The 18,959-nt window shown below is 49.3% G+C and carries 17 protein-coding genes; 9 read left to right on the top strand and 8 right to left on the bottom strand.

Going from position 1 to position 18,959, the window contains the following annotated elements; translation table 11 throughout:
* Positions 1-3 precede the first annotated feature (3 nt).
* The 3 genes from OH31_RS08400 to OH31_RS08390 all read right to left on the bottom strand — a co-directional run bounded on the left by OH31_RS08400 (position 4) and on the right by OH31_RS08390 (position 2,497).
* Positions 4-429: a YeeE/YedE family protein gene (locus OH31_RS08400; RefSeq protein ID WP_024930380.1), complete on the bottom strand. Its 426-nt coding sequence runs from the start codon at positions 427-429 to the stop codon at positions 4-6.
* 51 nt (positions 430-480) lie between these two features.
* Entirely contained in the window at positions 481-702 is a 222-nt protein-coding gene (locus tag OH31_RS08395; protein ID WP_024930379.1) for a hypothetical protein, read from the bottom strand.
* A 217-nt stretch (positions 703-919) separates the two neighbouring features.
* Positions 920-2,497: a Na+/H+ antiporter gene (locus tag OH31_RS08390; protein WP_024930378.1), complete on the bottom strand. Its 1,578-nt coding sequence runs from the start codon at positions 2,495-2,497 to the stop codon at positions 920-922.
* 279 nt (positions 2,498-2,776) lie between these two features.
* Between OH31_RS08390 and OH31_RS08380 the strand changes: the two genes are divergently transcribed.
* The 3 genes from OH31_RS08380 to OH31_RS08370 all read left to right on the top strand — a co-directional run bounded on the left by OH31_RS08380 (position 2,777) and on the right by OH31_RS08370 (position 5,724).
* Positions 2,777-5,089: a bifunctional diguanylate cyclase/phosphodiesterase gene (locus tag OH31_RS08380; RefSeq protein ID WP_024930377.1), complete on the top strand. Its 2,313-nt coding sequence runs from the start codon at positions 2,777-2,779 to the stop codon at positions 5,087-5,089.
* Positions 5,090-5,214: 125 nt separating this feature from the next.
* Positions 5,215-5,454 carry a hypothetical protein gene (locus tag OH31_RS08375; RefSeq protein ID WP_019881058.1) on the top strand — a complete coding sequence of 80 codons (240 nt, stop codon included), beginning with the start codon at positions 5,215-5,217 and terminating at the stop codon, positions 5,452-5,454.
* Between the two features lie 9 nt (positions 5,455-5,463).
* Positions 5,464-5,724, top strand: coding sequence for a KTSC domain-containing protein (locus OH31_RS08370; RefSeq protein WP_024930376.1), 261 nt, complete (start codon positions 5,464-5,466; stop codon positions 5,722-5,724).
* Between the two features lie 57 nt (positions 5,725-5,781).
* On the opposite strand, the gene OH31_RS08365 is transcribed toward OH31_RS08370, so the two are convergent.
* Positions 5,782-7,257 carry an iron-containing redox enzyme family protein gene (locus OH31_RS08365; protein WP_024930375.1) on the bottom strand — a complete coding sequence of 492 codons (1,476 nt, stop codon included), beginning with the start codon at positions 7,255-7,257 and terminating at the stop codon, positions 5,782-5,784.
* 180 nt (positions 7,258-7,437) lie between these two features.
* Between OH31_RS08365 and OH31_RS08360 the strand changes: the two genes are divergently transcribed.
* Entirely contained in the window at positions 7,438-8,424 is a 987-nt protein-coding gene (locus OH31_RS08360) for a class I SAM-dependent methyltransferase (protein ID WP_024930374.1), read from the top strand.
* A gap of 4 nt (positions 8,425-8,428) precedes the next feature.
* On the opposite strand, the gene OH31_RS08355 is transcribed toward OH31_RS08360, so the two are convergent.
* Positions 8,429-8,938: a YgjP-like metallopeptidase domain-containing protein gene (locus tag OH31_RS08355; protein WP_024930373.1), complete on the bottom strand. Its 510-nt coding sequence runs from the start codon at positions 8,936-8,938 to the stop codon at positions 8,429-8,431.
* 206 nt (positions 8,939-9,144) lie between these two features.
* Here OH31_RS08355 and OH31_RS08350 point away from each other — a divergent pair, with 206 nt between their 5' ends.
* A complete protein-coding gene (locus tag OH31_RS08350; protein WP_024930372.1) occupies positions 9,145-9,324 on the top strand; it encodes a hypothetical protein in 180 nt (59 codons plus the stop codon).
* Between the two features lie 183 nt (positions 9,325-9,507).
* Here OH31_RS08350 and OH31_RS08345 read toward each other — a convergent pair whose 3' ends face one another.
* On the bottom strand, positions 9,508-11,328 hold the full coding sequence (locus OH31_RS08345) for an alpha-amylase family glycosyl hydrolase (RefSeq protein WP_024930371.1): 1,821 nt from the start codon (positions 11,326-11,328) through the stop codon (positions 9,508-9,510).
* Between the two features lie 206 nt (positions 11,329-11,534).
* On the opposite strand from OH31_RS08345, the gene OH31_RS08340 reads away from it, so the two are divergent.
* Together OH31_RS08340 and OH31_RS08335 are read left to right on the top strand one after the other, a co-directional pair.
* Positions 11,535-12,398: a bestrophin family protein gene (locus OH31_RS08340; RefSeq protein WP_024930370.1), complete on the top strand. Its 864-nt coding sequence runs from the start codon at positions 11,535-11,537 to the stop codon at positions 12,396-12,398.
* Positions 12,399-12,423: 25 nt separating this feature from the next.
* Positions 12,424-12,660, top strand: coding sequence for a DUF2789 domain-containing protein (locus tag OH31_RS08335; RefSeq protein WP_024930369.1), 237 nt, complete (start codon positions 12,424-12,426; stop codon positions 12,658-12,660).
* A 57-nt stretch (positions 12,661-12,717) separates the two neighbouring features.
* On the opposite strand, the gene OH31_RS08330 is transcribed toward OH31_RS08335, so the two are convergent.
* A complete protein-coding gene (locus OH31_RS08330; protein WP_242402234.1) occupies positions 12,718-14,955 on the bottom strand; it encodes an EAL domain-containing protein in 2,238 nt (745 codons plus the stop codon).
* 469 nt (positions 14,956-15,424) lie between these two features.
* Between OH31_RS08330 and OH31_RS08325 the strand changes: the two genes are divergently transcribed.
* Together OH31_RS08325 and OH31_RS08320 are read left to right on the top strand one after the other, a co-directional pair.
* Positions 15,425-16,282, top strand: a complete 858-nt coding sequence (locus OH31_RS08325) for a hypothetical protein (RefSeq protein ID WP_024930367.1) — start codon at positions 15,425-15,427, stop codon at positions 16,280-16,282.
* A 68-nt stretch (positions 16,283-16,350) separates the two neighbouring features.
* Complete coding sequence (locus OH31_RS08320) at positions 16,351-17,100, top strand: tetratricopeptide repeat protein (protein WP_024930366.1); 750 nt, start codon at positions 16,351-16,353, stop codon at positions 17,098-17,100.
* A gap of 157 nt (positions 17,101-17,257) precedes the next feature.
* Here the strand turns inward: OH31_RS08320 and OH31_RS08315 are convergent, their stop codons facing one another.
* Positions 17,258-18,958 (bottom strand): response regulator receiver domain, encoded by a 1,701-nt coding sequence (locus OH31_RS08315; RefSeq protein WP_024930365.1) that lies wholly within the window; start codon positions 18,956-18,958, stop codon positions 17,258-17,260.
* Position 18,959: the final 1 nt, after the last annotated feature.

Here is an 18,959-nt window from a genome sequence, read left to right as displayed (position 1 = left end):
CTCCTATCCTGCCACCAGCACATGGCGTACCAGCCATACCACCAGCATCGCTGTCAGCATAAACGTCAACGTCGCCACCAGCGAGCGTAACGATAAGCGCGATAAGCCACACACGCCATGACCACTGGTGCAGCCAGACCCCAGCCGAGTGCCAAAACCCACCAGCAGGCCTGACGCAATTAACCAGGGCGTACTGGTAGCAATCTGCATGGCGGGCAATGGCGTAACTAGGGCATACAAGAGTGGTGCCACCAGCAGACCTGCAACAAAGGCAAAACGCCAGGCACGATCACCGGCAGCCGCCGACCACAGCTGACCGACGATGCCGCTGATACCGGCAATCTGCCCCAGCCAGCGGATTAACAGCAAGGTAGAAAAGCCAATCAGCAAGCCGCCAATCAGTGATTGCAAGGGGGTAAATGTGCTCATACGGTGACCCGGTCGTTAAAAGTGATGCGATGATCTGGCTATCGTGGCGAATTAATCTTCTTCGTCTGCCGTATCTTCATGTGCCACAGCTACCTGGCGGTTGCATTCAAACCCTGCTTTTTCAAGCACCACGCGATAATCGCAATTTGGTAAATGCCCTTCCAGTCGGCCATTGATTTTGGTGGTTTCCTGCTTGCAAAACGCGCAACGATAACGATGCGCCTGTCCTTCATAATGCTCTTGCGGATAATCAATATAAAACAGTCGTTTCATCATGGACTCCTTATTTGCAACAGTGATCAGCCTATGCTACGCCGACGACCTCTGGCTGGCAATACACAAAAAATAGCCTGCAGCAAGGATTTTTGCTAATTATTTTCAGCGTACAGATTTTAATCATCCCTGTTTTTAGTCATTAAATCATGCAGTTACAGCACTCACCCACAACACATCTGAAAAGTTATCCACAAAAAATGTGGACAGCGTTGCCTTATCCCCGGCTATGCAATGCTGCTATTTCCTGGATATCCAGATCACGCTCCATCATATGCAATAGTTCATCATGAATCTGTCCGGAACGATGCAGCTTCAGCAACTCCTCACGCCCGGCGGCCACTGCGGCCAGCACCACATTAAAATGCGCTTTACGGATATCGTCTGGCAACATGGCGTCATTTTTGTGTTTGTCTGACAAGCTTTGGCGATAACCATATTGCTCGAGTAATCGTGGATGCTGTAGCTTGCCTTGTTCGTCATAAGCCAGCTTGTTGACCACTGCATATTGCGCCTGTTCAATACGCGCCCAGGTTTGCGGCTCGTTGAGGTAAGTGCGCTCATGCGCGGTGGCTTTTAACTTGAGCACGCGTATCACCCAGCCGATGCTGGTACCCTGAAACAATACGGTGACTAAAATCACGGCAAACGCACACAGCAGCATCAAATCGCGCCCCGGCACCTCGGCAGGCACCGCCAGCGCGGCCGCCAGTGTCACCACGCCGCGCATGCCGGCCCAACTGGTCACAAATGATTCACGCCAACCGCCTGAGGCAGACCTTGCGTGTTTGCTGAATAATCCAGCCAGCCCATCGACGGCAAACACCCAGACAAAGCGCGACACAATCACCACCACCAGCACCAGCAACACCTCCAGACTGTAATCAGCAATTGATTTGCTGCCGTCGGCAATGCGATCCCACACGCCGCGCAAGGAGAGGCCTATGAGGATAAACACCAACGACTCAAAGACAAAAATCATGATTTCCCAAAACGCGGCACCGCGACGTCTGGCGGTGGCCGTCATGATTTCATGCTGGTGCCAGCCCAGCATCATGCCGTAGGTAACGGTCGCGATGACGCCCGAAACACCGATATGTTCACCCACCACATAACAAATCCAGCCCGGTAAGGCAGAGGCGAGAATCATGAGCTCGGTGTCATGCAAATAGCGCAAGGTTTTATAGACCAGGTAGCCAAACGCGGCGCCCAGCAGGATGCCGCCGATGCTGAGCCAGGCGAACCCCTCAACCGCCCCCGCCATGGAGAACACACCAGTCAGCATAGCCACAATCGAAAACTTGTATAACACCAGGCCGGTTGCATCATTGAGCAGGCTTTCACCCTCGAGCAACACCAGCAATTTGCGTGGCAAGGCCACCCGTTGCAGCACGGCCTTGGCGGCGATGGCATCCGGTGGTGACACAATGGCGCCTAAGGCAAAACAGGCAGCCCACGGCAGGGCCGGCGTCAAACTATGCAGTGCCAGCCCAACCACCAGGGTGGTAAATAGCACCGCGCCTATCGCCAGCAGCAAAATCCCCACCAGGTGGCGCCTGAATTCATGCCACACCGTGAAATAAGCGCCCGCCATCAGTAGTGGTGGCAAGAAAACCACTAACACCAGCGCAGGATCAATCTCAAACGCAGGCAAACCGGGGATAAAGGCGATCAGTGCGCCACCGATTAACTGCGCCACGGCAGGTGGCCAACGTAGCTTTTTGGCCAACACTTCTAGCGCAATAATCGCCACCAGAAAAAATAGAATCAGATTGAAATAAAACGCGTTGGACATAAATATGGATGCTCTTGTATGCGCGCAAGGCCAACAAGAAAACACTTTCGAATACAAAAAATCAAATGAGATGACGCTGTCACTGCGTGACTTAGAGACGCTGGATGAGTGTAATAGAAAACATCCGCAGACGTTTCATTAAATCACGTAAAAGCAATTTAACGACTGGTTCACCCCATCTGAAATCACTTTTAAGCACCCGCCAATAAAACATATATTTACATATGTTATTAAAGCAGTGTTTAATGGCGCTTCGATCTGCTTATGTGAAGTACAGCCATGCAATGGAGTCATCATATTTCAGCCGTTATTTCATTGGCAGCACGCATGACGCCGCCCTGGAAAGTCTTTTGGCTGGCTGGGCTGGTCGCCACAGCTTGCCTGCCGCTTGTTAGTCGGTTCGGACTCAGGGATAGCTGGTTTTTTCTGATTGCCATCCTCAGCGTGAGTGCCATCTGGCTGGGCATTTGGCGACAGCGCCCGCAACCATGCCAACCATGGTTGCAATTTGCGGTCGCTATCAGCGCACAATGCCTGGGTGGACTCATAGAAGCGAATACCGATGCCAGTGGACACTTTGGCCTGCAACTTTCACTGGCTGATGTGTGCCTGCTCACAGGGCACCTGGCGTTGGTGCGCAGCTTGTGGCAACTCGCCTGCCAGCAACACCCGCAATTTCCACGTCATGGTTTTTTTCAGGGCTGGATCCTGGCCACCAGCCTCATGCTCATCGGCTGGCAATTCCTGTTTTTACCTACTATCCTGCATCATGGTTTTTCGCTGGATCGGCCGCAGATTTTTCGCATGCTGTATCCCTCACTGTCGTTTATTGAACTCGGCATGCTGCTATGGCTATGGACCAGTAGCAACGCATACGCCTCGCGGGTATTTTTGCAGCTTTGCCTGGCCATTCTGTTTTTTGCAGTCGGTGAATGTGTGTTTCATGGCACCAGCAATAGCCTGGCTGTACCGCATGACATTAACCTGATGTGCTGGCTCATAGGCTATGTCAGCTTTGGCAGTGTTGCCTTGCACCCGGATATGGCGCAGCTCGGCCATCCCAGAGCCAGTGAAGACGATCGCCATGCCCACCATATCTTGACGATGCTATTACCGCTGGCCTTGCTGTTCCCGGTCGCGCTGCTATTACGCTATTTCCAGGCATTACATCCTGCCACCATCGGCATTTTGCTGGGCTTTTTCATTATCTTTATCATCGGCTGGTATCAGCTCAGTACCACCTTACAAAATATCATTGAGGTTAAGCAGCAACTGGAACAGCAAAACCGCACCGATTATCTGACCGGCATCCCCAACCGCAATTATCTTGAGCAAGTGGTTGAGAGTAGCATGTATTCCACGCGTGTACTGCCGCATAGTATGAACGCGATGTTGCTCATGGATATCGATGGTTTCAAAGCCTTTAACAATATTTTCGGCTTTGGCCTGGGTGACCTGATTCTAAAAGCCGTCGCCAAGCGACTACATCACAACAGCCAGGCGCAAGGCTACCACTTCGCCCGTGTCGACGGTGACGAGTTCATTGTGCTCATGCTCAACGTGCCTGAAAAAGCCATCGTAGAACAGCAAGCCTGGCATATTCACCAGTTGCTGGAGCAACCTTTTATTGTCAATGGGTTAACTGCCAAAGTCAGCTGCAGCATAGGCATCTCAATGGCAGACTCTTTCACCAAACACGATTTTTCTAATATGCAACGCGAAAGTGAGCGCGCACTTTTACGGGCAAAAGAAAACCAGTCTCAAGTCGAATGCTACCAGGCTATCCGCGACAAACCGGCAGACAAAAGCTGGATTATCAGTGAATTCCGGGAAGCCATACACGCCCGGCAAATTGTGGTCTACTACCAGCCCAAGGTGCATTTGCAAACGCAAACGGTGATCGGAGTAGAAGCCCTGGTGCGCTGGCAACATCCGCTACGCGGACTGATTATGCCAGGTGAGTTTGTGCCGCATATCGAAAACACTGACCTCATTCATACCCTGTTTAAACTGGTGTTACATGAATCGACCCGCCAGTGGCAATTGTGGCATCAACAGCAGCTTGACCTCACTATTGCAGTCAATGTCACCGCCCGCGACCTGATGAACTTTGACCTGGTGAAAGAGGTAGCGCAAGCGCTGGAAAAGCATGCCATGCCTGCCAATCACATAGAGGTTGAAATTACCGAGTCGAGCGCGCTCGCTGACCCCAGGCGCGTCAAAAAACTCCTGTCAGACCTGATCGCGCTCGGCATCAAAATCAGTATTGATGATTATGGCACCGGCTACAGCTCCTTACTTTATCTGCAACAACTGTCTTTGCACTATCTCAAAATCGACCAGCAATTTATCCGCGAAATGCACCACGATGCCTCCAGCCTGGCCATCGTATGCTCGACACTGGAGTTGGCAAAAAATCTGCACATAGAAGTGATTGCCGAAGGCATCCATGCCGCCGTGAGCGTGCAACAACTCAAAGCCTTGGGCTGTTACGGCGCCCAAGGCTTTCTATTCTCGGAACCGGTACCTGCCAGCGACATTCCGGCCACCATCCGTCGCATTGAGTCTGCCTGCTATGACATTGAGTCATGAGCCTAAGCCATGAACGCAAGACCTGAACTCCGCGCGCCAAACTGCCTCTAACAGACATGAAGATTAAACTGGCGACAGAATTAGTTTAATATGCTGCCAGTGATGGCAAAAACGCAGGAGTTTGTATGTTTACACTGAAAAAATGGCTCTGGACACAATGGCAGAAACTGCGTGGCGCAGACCGCGCTTACGCTAAATACCTGGCACATTTTCAACATTACCAGGCACAAGTCGTTGATGACGAACTACAGCAATCGCTCAATATTCAACCCATGAGTAAAGAGGCTTTTTTAAACGCCTGGCAACACAAAGGCTTGAAACCCGCGGGCAAATCTTGCGGCTGTAAAACAGGTGGTTGCTGCTAAGGGGCTGGCATGGAAATGATCAGCACTCACTCAGGCAAATTGCGCGCCATTGGTTACGACGCAGGCAAGCGCCTCTTAAGAGTAGAGCTCGAAAATGGCAGCGCGCTGGAATATGCCAATGTCGGCGACAGCATTTGGCGCAACCTGAAAAATGCCAGCGCACAGTGGAGCTACTACCGCGACAATATTGAAGAGGAATTCACCGCCAGCCGCGTCGCAAGCAAGGCAAGCGCCAGCGGCAAAAATCCGCTGGATGATTTATTTGGCTAAGCCTTGAAGCACCAGTGGTGAAGAACCTCTCAACAGTATTGGGCGGGCACGTTTTAATCAATCATCAGTTTGCCCGTATGGCGCATCGACATACGCCTTGAAATAACGTGTCGCACACAAGCCCAGCGGCGTATGGTGCTTGGCAGGCGATAACCAGTCAATCAGGAAATCCATACGCTTTTGCCCCAAACCGTGCAGATAGCGCTCCAGTGACAATTGGTCCTGATGAAAGTCATTATCCGCCTGCAATGCCTCGGCAACACGGCGACCTGAGCGCAAGTCGTAAATATTGCCATGCGGATGGCCTTCAGGCGCCTTAGGCAGGGATGGTTTCTCCGCCATCCGCCAAGGTGCGCCTAATCGCGCCAGTCGGGGCAAGCGCTCAAGCGCCTCACCCGCAATCCAGTCATACAGCACTTGTCTCTCATAAGCAGTGAATACGCCGAACATCGGCGCTTTATCCGCCGTAATCATTTGCCAGAAACGGCTCTGTTCAGGGTCTTGATGGCGTGTTATCCAGCCAGTTTTTTCCATCACCGATAACAACCTGGCCACCTGGTCGGCATCAGCCAGCCACGCATTGATGGATTTACCCCCAATCACACAATGGTTGGCATGCATATACTGGCCAATACTGGCTTTGCTTTGCAGCACGCGGACCACTTCAGCCAGCAGGTCAAAATGTTTGATCAGGTCTAGCGTACCGAGGCCAGCGTCATTTAATTTAACCCCTGCCACAATGCGCGCCATATAGTTCTGTACGGAGCCAAACGTGGGCATCGCCTCGCTGACGGCATCAATTGCCGCTCTGGCATGCCCGCTATGGGCGTTATCAATGGTGGTATGCAAGGTAAAGTAATAGGGGTCGATATTCAGCTCTTTGAGTTCATATGCCGTGATCAGCAAATGTAGCGGCAACTGCTCGTAGCCCAGATTAAAACCAATCACTTCTGGCAGATGTGTTTCAACATTTGCGGCCAAGGCCAGCTGCACAGCGCCTTGTGTGAAAAACTTGTCGTCCAGCGTGCGCCAGTCATCACACTCATTCACTTTCAGCAGTTTGCGGTATAGCGCCACATGATTCATGGCTTCAACGCCATTGCCCAACTCTTCCAGATAAATTTTTAACAAGGAGGTAAAGCGCGTGTCCTGCCAGTGGCGCGTAAAGCCATATAGCCAGGCCCCATCAACCATCTTGGTCGGCGCGACTGCACGCAGAAAATACAAGGCGTGCGATTTGCTACTGAAATACCAGCGTGGCTCACCGGCTTTTCTGGCGGCAAGATACTCCTGGTACTGTTGGCCGATTGCCGCATGTTGCTCAAGCAACCATGCCTCCAGTTGCGCAGGATGTGTAGGCACATTGGTAAAATGATGGCTGGTTTCCTGCAAATTGGCGGCCAGAAAACCCAGGCTATCTGCCCGGCCCTTGCTAAAACCGGAAGGCGCCAACAGTGAAAAGTACATAGACTTGGCAGACCAGTCTTGGACTGTTTGCTGATGCTTCCCGATTTGTTTGCTGATGACTGACATCGCTGCGGTCTCCAATGCATTAACCTGCCAGATGGAATAGCAAGTAGAAAGCACATAAGTTACGCAGATATGATCAAACGCTCTATCAGACGATGTATGAGCGTCATGTAGGAATTCGCTGATTAAACAGAAAGTAACATTCTGTTAAGCTACCAACACTCACCTCTAAAGGACGGCATCGTGGAAAAACACCTCCATCCCCCATTAGAACAGTTACTGCTGGCGCTCTATGAGCGTCACTACAGCTTTGTGACGGTAACCCCGGCAACCCATCATCTGGTGAACCAGCGGTCGGGCAATGCCTGGGCAGAAAACATTCAGGATATCTTCGGCTGGAACCGGCCATTCAAGCAAGAAACGCTAGACGCAGCGCTATTTGCACGCATGAAAGAAGCCAATATTTTGCGGCCAGTGGCGCAAGGCTGGCAGTCGCAAGTGCGCGTTTCAAGCATTCAAGACAAGCTGTTTTTACATTCCGGCTTTCCGACTGACGCCGCCGATGCCGTGTTTTTCGGCCCGGACACCTATCGCTTTATCAATGCCATGTATGGTGCACTGTCGACGTTGCAAGGCAAAGTACGGCGCTGTGTCGATATTGGCACTGGCGCGGGTGTCGGCGCCATTTTGCTGGCCGAAGCATTGCCTTATGCCGAGAGCATAGGCGTAGATATCAATGCCAAGGCACTGGCGTTTGCCGCCATCAATGCCAAAGCCAATCGCATTAGCAACGTAGCGTTCCACCACAGCGACCTGCTGCACGACCTGCCTGGCGAGTTTGACCTGATAGTTTCCAACCCGCCTTACCTGGTCGACCCATCCGCCCGCGCTTACCGGCATGGTCACGGCCCGCTGGGTGCACAACTGTCACTGGATATTGTTGAGGCGGCACTCACCCGGCTGGCACCGGGCGGCATCCTTATGCTTTATAGCGGGGTCGCCATCATTCACGGGCATGATCCGTTCATCGAGGCCGTTAAACAGAGTATCAAAATGGCAGGATGCACCTATCAATACACAGAAATAGACCCGGACATTTTTGGCGAGGAACTGGCTACACCCGCCTATGCGCAGGCAGACAGAATTGCCGCGGTCTGGTTATTGGTAAACAAACCGACCATTGAAAGTGACGCCTTGCTACAGTTAATCAGTGCTGCCGCCAATACGTAAGCGTTTACTCACTTTGACTTAACAGCAGCGACAACAAATACACACGACAATCAAACTCATACTGCATATAGTTGGGTTCCATATGCAAACACAGCTGATAAAACGCCTTGTCATGATCCCGCTCTTTAAGGTGCGCCAGCTCATGCACCACAATCATCTGCAAAAACTCCAGCGGCGCCGTTTTAAAAAATGCCGATATACGGATTTCTTTCTTGGCCTTCAGCTTGCCACCCTGCACGCGCGAGATTGCCGTGTTTAAACCCAAGGTCTGCTTTTCAACCGTCAGCTTGTTATCAAAATGCACTTTATCAAGTAGCGGCGCATTTTTTAAATAGCGCTGTTTGAGCTCGATACAAAAGTCATACAAAGCTTTATCACTTTGAACGACATGCACCTGCGGATAGCGTTGTTGAATATAAGTGCCCAATTGCCCCTGCGCATGCAATTGCGTAATTTGCGCACGTAAATGGGCGGGGTAACCAGGGAGGTATTGTTGAATTAATGCAGCAGACATGCTGTCATTTTAATCAGCAGACAGCCTTGCAACAACCCACACATGTTTTTGCCTTGGTCGAGTGTCGTGTTCTGGCGAATATCGCCTGTATATAGGCCGCAAACTTTGCAGCCCCACATCACTCAAACATGAAAGACTTTGATATAGGCTAAACATGCACGCTCAAAGCCTGTTAGAGTAAACACATCTTGCGAAGGGGACTGACCATGACAAAAGCACTCAAAGAAGCAAAACTGGAGGCACATTTAGACGCGGTTGAAAAACACAAAGCGTTATTAGAGCAACTGCACCTGAACGGTAATGCGCATCTCGACGAGGTGAATAACTCGCTGCAAGCGCTCACATTGACCCTTGAGGAATACCTCAAGATTATTGGTATCCCATAACATCCCAAGAGTCCCGACCTTGAGGCAAGCATCATATGCTGCGCCTCAAGGTCATACAGCCACCACCTCGCGTAGCGCCATGCCGCGCTGTTAAAAGGGCACGCCCCGGCAGGACATCCCCTCAACATTTCTTCACCAATGGTCTTTACCTGCGCGCTAACATCATGCAGCAGACCAAAAGCGTTACTTTTCCTGCGTATATATCAGGCAACTATAAGCCCCGATGGTGATGGCGGCTGAAAACGCGTGCCCATCATGTGCTTCGTCCTGCGCCGTGATATCGCCGGAAGGCGTTTCATCCAGCTGCTCGCTATATAAAGTCGCGTCACTATTAAAACGCAACCTCCACTCGCCAGCCTGCGGTAAGCCGATCACATAGTTGTCCTTACGCCCCTCGGCAAAGTTAAATACCACAACCACATCGTCACCGGCACCGCCTTCTTGCCAACGGTGCATGGCAATCAGTTTGTCATGATCATTGACGTGATACACCGCGGCGTGTTGCCCGCTCAGGCCCGCAGAATACCCATTACGGTTTAAGCGCAGGTTGATCAAATCACGGTAGAGGGTGGTGATATCCGCATATGCCTCTGCGCGATGCCAGTCGATAGGGCGATCATCACGAAACCATTGGTCACGCAAAAATTCCTGGCCCTGAAACAGCATGGGAATCCCTGGCGCCGTCATTACCAGCGCAGCCCCCAGGCAAGAACGCTTGATAGCGTAACGCCCCGGTTGCTCGCTGTGGTCGATCTCAGACACCAGTCGCTGCTTGCCATTCGCCACCTCGTCGTGTGACTCGGTATATACCACGCGCTCAAACGCATCATCGTTATAACGCTTGAGCAAGGCATCACGCACCGCTGGCATACAACGGTTGGCATCATCAGCCTCAATCAGCGCCGCGCGCACCGGGTGCACAAATGCGGCATCCCACTGACTGCTAAAATGCGCCCCGCCATCCTCATGCTTCAGCGTCAGTTCTGCGCTACTTTGCAAGTCTTCGGCAATGGTGATTTTGCCAGGGTAGCGCCGCTCCACCTCGCTGTTGATCCATTGCAGCAAGCTCCAGCCCTCCACAATCATTTGCTGCGCGCTTGCCTCAACACTGCGAATATACAAGGTCATGTCATAGCGCAAACCATCGGCGTGATAATCGTCCAGCCACATCATGGCATTATCAAAAATATACTGACGCACCTCGCCACGGCCATAATCGGGTCGCGTATCGCCCCACGGCGTCGCTGAGCGCCAATCGTTATAAAAATAAATGCCGCCCTTGCCGCTCTCCTGCCAGCCATCAAACTGCCACAGGCTGATGTCAGACGGCCCAAAGTGGTTGTACACCACATCCACAATCACGGCGATGCCAAAATCATGCGCGGCAGCAATAAAGCGCTTGAACGCCTCAGGCCCACCATAAGCACTCTCCACCGCATACGGGTGCGCCGGGTTATACCCCCACGAGTAATCCCCGGCAAATTCGGCAATTGGCATCACTTCCACTGCGTTAATACCCAGTGCCTGCAAGTGCGGCAGCCGCTCAATCGCCGTATCAAATGTGCCTACCGTATCGTCTTTAGTGTTAAACGTGCCGATGTGCAGCTCGTAAATCACCAGTTCGTTCCATGGCGGCATTTGAAAATCAGACCCCGGCTGATCAAAAAAATCCAGCGCAGGCACTACCGCATTGCCCGCAGAATTGGTCACTACCCTGGCATAGGGGTCTATACGTTGCAGTTGCTGCTCGCCATTGATCAAATGATATTGGTATTCATCGCCAGGCCTGGCATGCGCCAAATCGGCATACCAGTAACCATTCCCCTCACTCACGCACTGGTCAACGCCAGGTTGCCAGTCATTGAAAGACCCAATCACTGACACTTGCTCGGCATGCGGCGCCCATACTCTGAACGCCACCCCCGCATCATGTGGGATCGCCCCCATGCCAGGCAACGGATCAATACTAATGTCAGATTGCAATGCGGAATTTGCAGAGTTCATGATGAACACCCTCCAGAGATAATGAATACGGGCTGCACAGCCTGGGCGAGAGGCCGGAAAATAACCACATTTTATAAAAATCACCGTTGGCAAAAAAAGACGATCCATTCTGACATTGCTGTCAGTATTATCTGTCATCAGGCTCGGCATGCCGGCTTGATCACGCCATGTTAAACTGACCGACAGTGTTCAACCGGCAACAAACCATGATTCAATACAACCCCAAAGACTGGATTACCTTCATCTTCCGCTTTCACGAATCGGACACCTTCCGCCAGCTCATGCCCATGATGCTGTTGATTGGATGTTATGCAGGCGGCATCGCCTACCTCGAAATCGAGTACTGGAAACTGGCCGACAGCAGCCATGTGAAAAACCTGTCCTTAATCCACACCACCGTCGGTTTTGTGTTGTCATTGCTGCTGGCCTACCGCACCAACACCGCCTATGACCGCTGGTGGGAAGGCCGCAAAGCCTGGGGCACACTGGTCAACAACAGCCGCAACCTGGCGATTAAACTGTCAGCCTTTTTAACGGACGAAGAAGATAAGCAATTCTTCAAAAAAATCATCCCGACCTTTGCCTCGGTGCTGTCCAAGCATTTGATGAATGAAGAAGTCAGCAAAATGCTGTTTGAAGGGCTGGATCTCGAAATCGACCACCACGAACATCACCCCAACCAGATCGCGCAGCGCCTGTTTCAAAAAGCCAACGAGCTCTACGCCACAGGCAAAATCAGCGGCGACCAGTTGTTTATCATCAACGACGAGCTCAAATCATTCACCGAAGTCTGCGGCATGTGCGAACGTATTAAGAATACGCCTATCCCATATTCATACAGCGCGTTCATCAAGAAATTCATCTTCTTCTACGTGATGACGCTGCCGTTTGGCTTTGTATTCAGCCTGGGCTATTACGTGATTCCTGTCGTGGTGTTTATTTTTTATGTGTTAGCCAGCCTGGAACTGATTGCCGAAGAAATTGAAGACCCATTTGGCACGGATACCAATGATTTGCCCACACCTAAACTGGCAGCCAATATCAAAAAGCACGTGGAAGAATTACTTTGAATTAACGACTTTAGGAGTCAGCCTCATGGAATCTTCATTGCACACACTGAATAATCTATTCGCCCAACTCGGCTTGCCGAATACCGACGCCGAGATCGAAAGCTTTATTAAAACGCACAGCCATCTGGCGGGTTACATTTCGCTGGCTGAAGCGCCCTATTGGACACCCGCACAGGCCGCATTTCTGCGTGAAGAGATATTGAAAGATGCCGATTGGGCAGAAGTCATAGACCAGCTGAATGCCAGGTTGCATGCAAAGTAAATCATCCCTCGCTAGATGTGTGGGTATTCATGGCCTCTTGAACCGCCACTAATTCTGTCACAACTGCCCAGTGACTAGCACTTCCTCAAAGGGCACTGGCCTGCCAAATAAATATCCTTGTGCATGAGGACAACCGATTGCTGCCAGGTATTGGGCTTGCGCCTCCGTTTCAACGCCTTCGGCAATCAGCCCTTTTCGCAAACTCCTGGCCATTGAGATAATGGCCTGCACAATTAATCCTCGATCAAGGTTAGTGGTGATATCTTTAATAAATGATCGATCAATCTTTAACTGGCTAATCGGGAATCGATTCAGATAGCTTAACGCTGAATAGCCGGTACCAAAATCATCAATTGAAATACATAGCCCATAGTTGTGAAAAGTCTGCAGGACGGACTGAATCGCTTCGTTATCCTCCAGCAACAGACTTTCGGTGATCTCCAACTTGATCCATTCAGGTTTACATCCTGTTTCTGTCAGGATGTTGATGACCGAGTTAAATAAATCATTCTGAATAAATTGCCTGGTAGACAGGTTAATCGAAACCGTAAAAGGCGTGGTGCGCCCCGCATTCCATTGCACTGCGGCTTTGCATGCAGTGGATATGATCCACTCACCAATACTAATGATGAGCCCGGACTCTTCAGCAATGCCAATAAACTGATCTGGCGATACCAATTCACGATGGTCTCTATGCCAGCGGATCAGCGCCTCTACGCCCACCACTTCTTTGGTAATCAAATCCACTTGCGGCTGGTAATACAGCTTGAATTCGTCCTTCTGCAATGCTTTTCGTAGCGCATTTTCAATATTCATGCGTACCGACGTTTTCTCTGTGAGATCCGAAGAATAGAATTGAAAATTATTGCGGCCTTTGCTCTTGGCCGAATATAAAGCGGAGTCCGCGTATTTGAGTAAATCTTCCACTTTGTGGCTATCGGTAGGAAACACGGCAATGCCGATACTCACGGTAATAAATAATTCTTTGCCGGCGATGTAAAAAGGCTCAGCCATGGCCTCGATAATTTTCTGGCCGACGTTAGACGCATTTTGCGGATGATGTATTTCAGATAAGAGAATCGCAAACTCATCGCCCCCAAGGCGGGCAATGGTGTCATAACGCCTGATACGTGTTTCCAGCCTTCTGGCCGCCTCACATAGCAGCTGGTCTCCTACCGTATGTCCATATGAATCATTGATTTCTTTAAACCGGTCCAGATCCAACATCATCAGGCTAAATGGATGATGATTTCGATCCGCCTCAGCCATGGTCTGATTCAAACGGTCGGCGAGTAATGCGCGATTGGGCAATTCGGTCAATGAATCGAAATAGGCCAGATGATGAATGCGTGCCTGGCTTTCAACCGTCTCCGTGACGTCCTGCCCCATCGCGATCACAGCCATGACTTCGCCATTCGGGTCCAGCTCGGCAATCAGGGAGGTATGGATAATCCGCCCCCTCCCTTCCGGTGTTTGCCAATGCAGGTCTACGTTTTTATTAATCCCCGCCGCGAAGACCTCTTGAATATGAGATTCAAATTCTATCGCTGAAGCGCCGCCAGGATACTCAGAAGGCGATTTTCCAACCAGGAAATCACAGGTGACACCGTAAAAATCAGCGGTTTTAGGATTCAAATAAGTGCGCTTATTTTGACGGTTGTAACGCACGATGGAATTAGGAAAGTTTGAGATCAATGAGTGATATTCGCGCTCCCGTTGCAGCGTCTCGGTCACATCTCTGGCGTAACCCACGGTGCCAATGACCTGATCATCGACGACCAAAGAGGATTTATAGGACTCAATCCAGTAATACTCTCCAGACGTATCCCTGATCGGACAGATCACGCCAATAGGCGCATCACTGTTTAAAGCGTCTTTATCGCCATCGACATATTGCTGAGCAAGCTCGGCCGGAAAGAAATCAAAATCTGTCTTGCCTTCAAGATCATAAGTCGTCGGCACACCGGCCATCTTTGCATAGGCTTTATTGGCGGCTAACAACCGGCTATCTTTATCTTTCAGCCAGACCATAAAAGGAAAATTATCCAGCAAGGTACGCAGGTAATGCTCTCGATCCAATTGCTCAGGTTTGCCTTCATCTGCATGGCTATTCGGCAGTTTGCGTAAGACCTCCAGGCTATAGTCAGTTTCGCCCAGACAGATTTTTGTCGCTGTAATGACGACATCAAAATGCTGCCCTGATTTGCTGCGACTTTTAACTGTATAGCTAAGCGATTTAACCTTTTGCAGCGCATGCCAATGCTCACGCCACCACTCATGGGAAAAGTCAGGCAATAATCGTTGGTTATTTAAAGCGGATAGCTCAGCCTGTGAATATTCAAAGAGCTGGCAGGTCAGGGCATTTGTATAACAGAGCGTACCTTGTTGGCTAACCAAAAAAACTGCATCACCAATCTCATCAAAAGCAAACGTTAATTCCAGCAATCTAGAACGATCTTGCAACGATAAATCCGTCATTGAAACCATCCCCACATATCTAGCCTGATTCTTGTTATATGCACGTAATGCACAAGATTCATACCCTTCAACCCAGCATCACCGAGAAGACTTAATTGTTATATGTAACAAATTGTAACTTCAGTGCGTAATTTATACCTTTTTAGCCGCGATGGGATAAAAATATATATTGATCAATGAACTATGCGATGAAAGTTACACTTTTACGTGAAGAGTGTTTGAAAGATGCCGATAGCGCAGAACTCAATGCGAGACTGCCCTGAAAATAAAATAGGATAACAAGATAGTGAACGACGATTTCACCCTGCCGCCAACATACACCACGCTGCGGCTGCAAAACTTAAACGTGGCAGAACAAACTAGGCTACTGCCACAAGTGTTTGCGCTTGCCAGAGAACAATACCCGGAATGGCCCACAGAGCGATTACAGAATTGGCTCGATGCCCTGGCGGGTGGCAATGAAAACGGCACCAAAATGGCAGTTTCGGTAGTGCTGGATGCGCAAAATGAGGTGGCCGCCACCAGCGCACTAGAGTTGTATAACAACGGCACTGCCATGATCAACTACAGCCTTGCCCGCAAAAGTGCCGGGGATTATGCAGCGCTTATTTGTGCTGCGACTAAAGACATGGCGGCGGGCATTAAAGCGCTACAAACACGCGGTGAAACCATCCACTTTGTGGGCAAAGAGCACCATTTACAAAGCCTGAGGGCGATTGCAGGCTATTACGCGGTGGGGCAGGTGCCGATTGATGGCCCGACCTCGCTGCTCACAGCCGAAGTGAAGTATTACGAAGTGGCCTATGGTGACCCGAAAGAGGTAGAAAACCAGGCCAGAATTGACCACGCATTTATGCTGGCAGACCCCAAAGCAGGTTATACCCAAGAGGAAGATGTGCACTTGTGGCTGTTAGGCGACTTTACCCCCAGCGATCCGAGTAAACCGCTTGCTGAATCACTCAGGGCGCTGGCGGAAAGCTACGCTAAAGAGCACAGCATCTTCCGCGAAAAAGATGTCCGCTTAGACCCCAGCTATATTTCGCTAAACCAGCTGGCTGACCATTTGCCAGCCACAGCGACCTATCAACAAGCCGTACAAGCCTCGGCACGTGGTGCCGCCCAATGGATGGGCTTGGCTGAATAAAGCACTTATCAAAATCGCTCAAGTCTGAGACTATTCATTCGACGCATACCCACACACAAGGAACAGACATGGCGCAAATTGAAAGCGGTTTTTTGGCAAAGTCATTCAGCAAAATGATGTTCACCGGGGTGATGCTGTTTGCGCTGTGTTCAGCCAGCTTGGCGCAGGCAAACACCTTAGAAGAAGCCAAACAAAAGCTATCGCAAAAAGACTATGCCGGTGCCCATGCCATTTACTTATCACTCGCTAATCAAAACGATGCTAAAGCCTGCTACAACCTGGGCCTGATGTATCAGGATGGCGATGGCGTGGCCAGAAACATGGACGAAGCGGTCAAGTGGTACACAAAATCGGCAGAGTTAAATTACAAAGAGGCGCAGTACACGCTGGCCTCATTGGTATTTCAGCGCCAGATTCAAAGCATCAGCTACCCGCAAGCGGTGACCTATTACGAGCAGGCGGCCAAACAAGGGCATGTGAAATCGCAGCTTAATTTAGGCATGCTGTATTTGCGGGGTGACGTGATCGCGCAAGATATGCCCGCCGCAGTGCAATGGCTAAGCCTGGCCGCAAGCAACAACAATAGTGAAGCCCAGGGTTATCTAGCCGACTTATACCAGCAAGGCGCTGGCGTTGAGCAAAACACCGTCAAAGCGGCGATGTGGTTACTGCTAGCAACGCAAAATGAAGATAAACGCTTTGTGAATCGCCACACCAAAATGCTTAATTATCTATTTGCGCAAATGACTGAGGAACAAAAGGCCGCTGCTGCCAACTTGGCCACGTTGTGTAAAAACCAGCAGCTGAAAGGGTGCTAACTGAGGATAATACAAGGATCTAATCTAACCCTAGCGATTTCTCACCAGCGCAAGTCAATTTTTGGGTGATTGCCTAATGGAAAATTGCCTGCGAAATAAAGCAAAAGAGTTACATGATATAAACGACCCAAACAATATAGCGATCACAAGTACTGCGTTATCTTTGTTTTCGTCGCAACCACTCAAACTCATCATAACCAATACGATTCAAGTCCCCAACTAGCCCACTGACTCTATTCTGAGAGTGCAAGTCTTTTAAATCGCCTACCCATAAATACTCACAATCGCTTGTATCTTTTAAGCGAAACTCTTTGTTTGCCTTATCATAACTTGCCTCAACCCGATGACTTAAATTATCGGACTGGAAATCCACATGAATTAATTTATAGAATTTTTGTTGGGTTTTTAAGTGAAAATAACTACCCTTAACATTAGCGATTAAATCATGCACATTGGCTCCACTATCAATTTCAAGCTTAGCGAATGAGAAAGACCTTCTAGTTCCAGTACCGTTTGACTTAATCCTTATACTGTCGCATTTTGGAGTTACACAAAAATAGAACTCATATTGCCCTTCAAGGTTTATTTTTGCGATCACTGTACCTTGTGTTAAGTAAGGTATGTGGTCAGGACTTGCCCATCCAACATCTGCATGTGAACGTCTAAATGAAGTTAATACACAAAATTGATAAAGATTTTCGACATTATTATTCGACAAAATTTTAGCGAAATCGATAAGAAACTTATCTTCCCCAGAGGTTTTAATTTCGTCATTTGTTATCCCCTTAGCTTTTATGAGCTTAAGAAAAGTAGACTCTCCACAAAAAGCCGTATTTATTTCTGCCGTTGTGTATGTAAATGCTTTACCTTGAACACTACCTGAATAATCTGAATTACGATCCGTGAGAAAGTCGGTAATAGATTTCTTTCCTAAACTCTTCCTATCTACACCTTCTAAACTTAAGATATTCCGGATTACAGAGACAAAATTCTCCAACATAAATGGTTCAGCATCGTCTTGATCCGGGAGCATGCCACGATGAGCTAGATATGGGCCATCGAGATCAGACACAAAGCGCGTTAATAAATGATGTGTATTTTTCCTTATGACGGCTGTCGCGCCTAAGGCAAATGTTGGTAACAAGCCTTTCGTATGCGCAGAAAATTCACTAATTACGACATCGGGAAGCTCCATCTCAGTTTTTTTTCTTGCTTTATCAGGAGACCCGCCATGAGCTTTACTGTAAAAAGAAATTCTTAAATTTTGACTCTTGATGGTGTACTGATCAAACTCGTTGAATACAACAGTCTCACCCGTTAGAAAATTCTCTATCCTTTCTGCATTTAAGTGAGTAATAAGCTCGTTTAACAAACCATTAAGATCTTTTTCTGCTGTGTAAACGACAATCGTTCTAAGTCTTCCCCCACCATTAGTGTGGTCATCATTTATGATTGCCCATATTATTTGTTTACATAGATGCGGATTTTTCTGATCAATACTCCAATCAAGAATGACTGCATCTGTTTTTTTTGCGATAGCTACAGTTTCGCCAACAATGTTGGCAATATTTTCTGGAGTAGGTTTAAATAAGCCAACTACAATACCATTCTTAAAAAAAGAATTCGTAAGTTGAGCTGCATCTAAAGTATGAGAAAAACTTGAAGGAGAGTCGGCTTTTGTTACTTCGGCAGCCTTAGATTCTTTGGGGATAAATGCGCTAGCCGAAGGACGTTCAGCTATTTTGGGAGTAGATATCGCAGCAGATGCTCCAATTGAGGCACCATCATCAATTACTAGAACATTATGGATAAATTCTTTAGCTGAATTATTACAATGCTCTACAAACGCTGTTGACATT

This window comes from Methylophilus sp. OH31 (assembly GCF_000576615.1).
Lineage (GTDB): Bacteria > Pseudomonadota > Gammaproteobacteria > Burkholderiales > Methylophilaceae > Methylophilus.
Note: the sequence above shows the minus strand (reverse complement) of the source record. Positions and strands in the feature narration are given on the sequence as shown.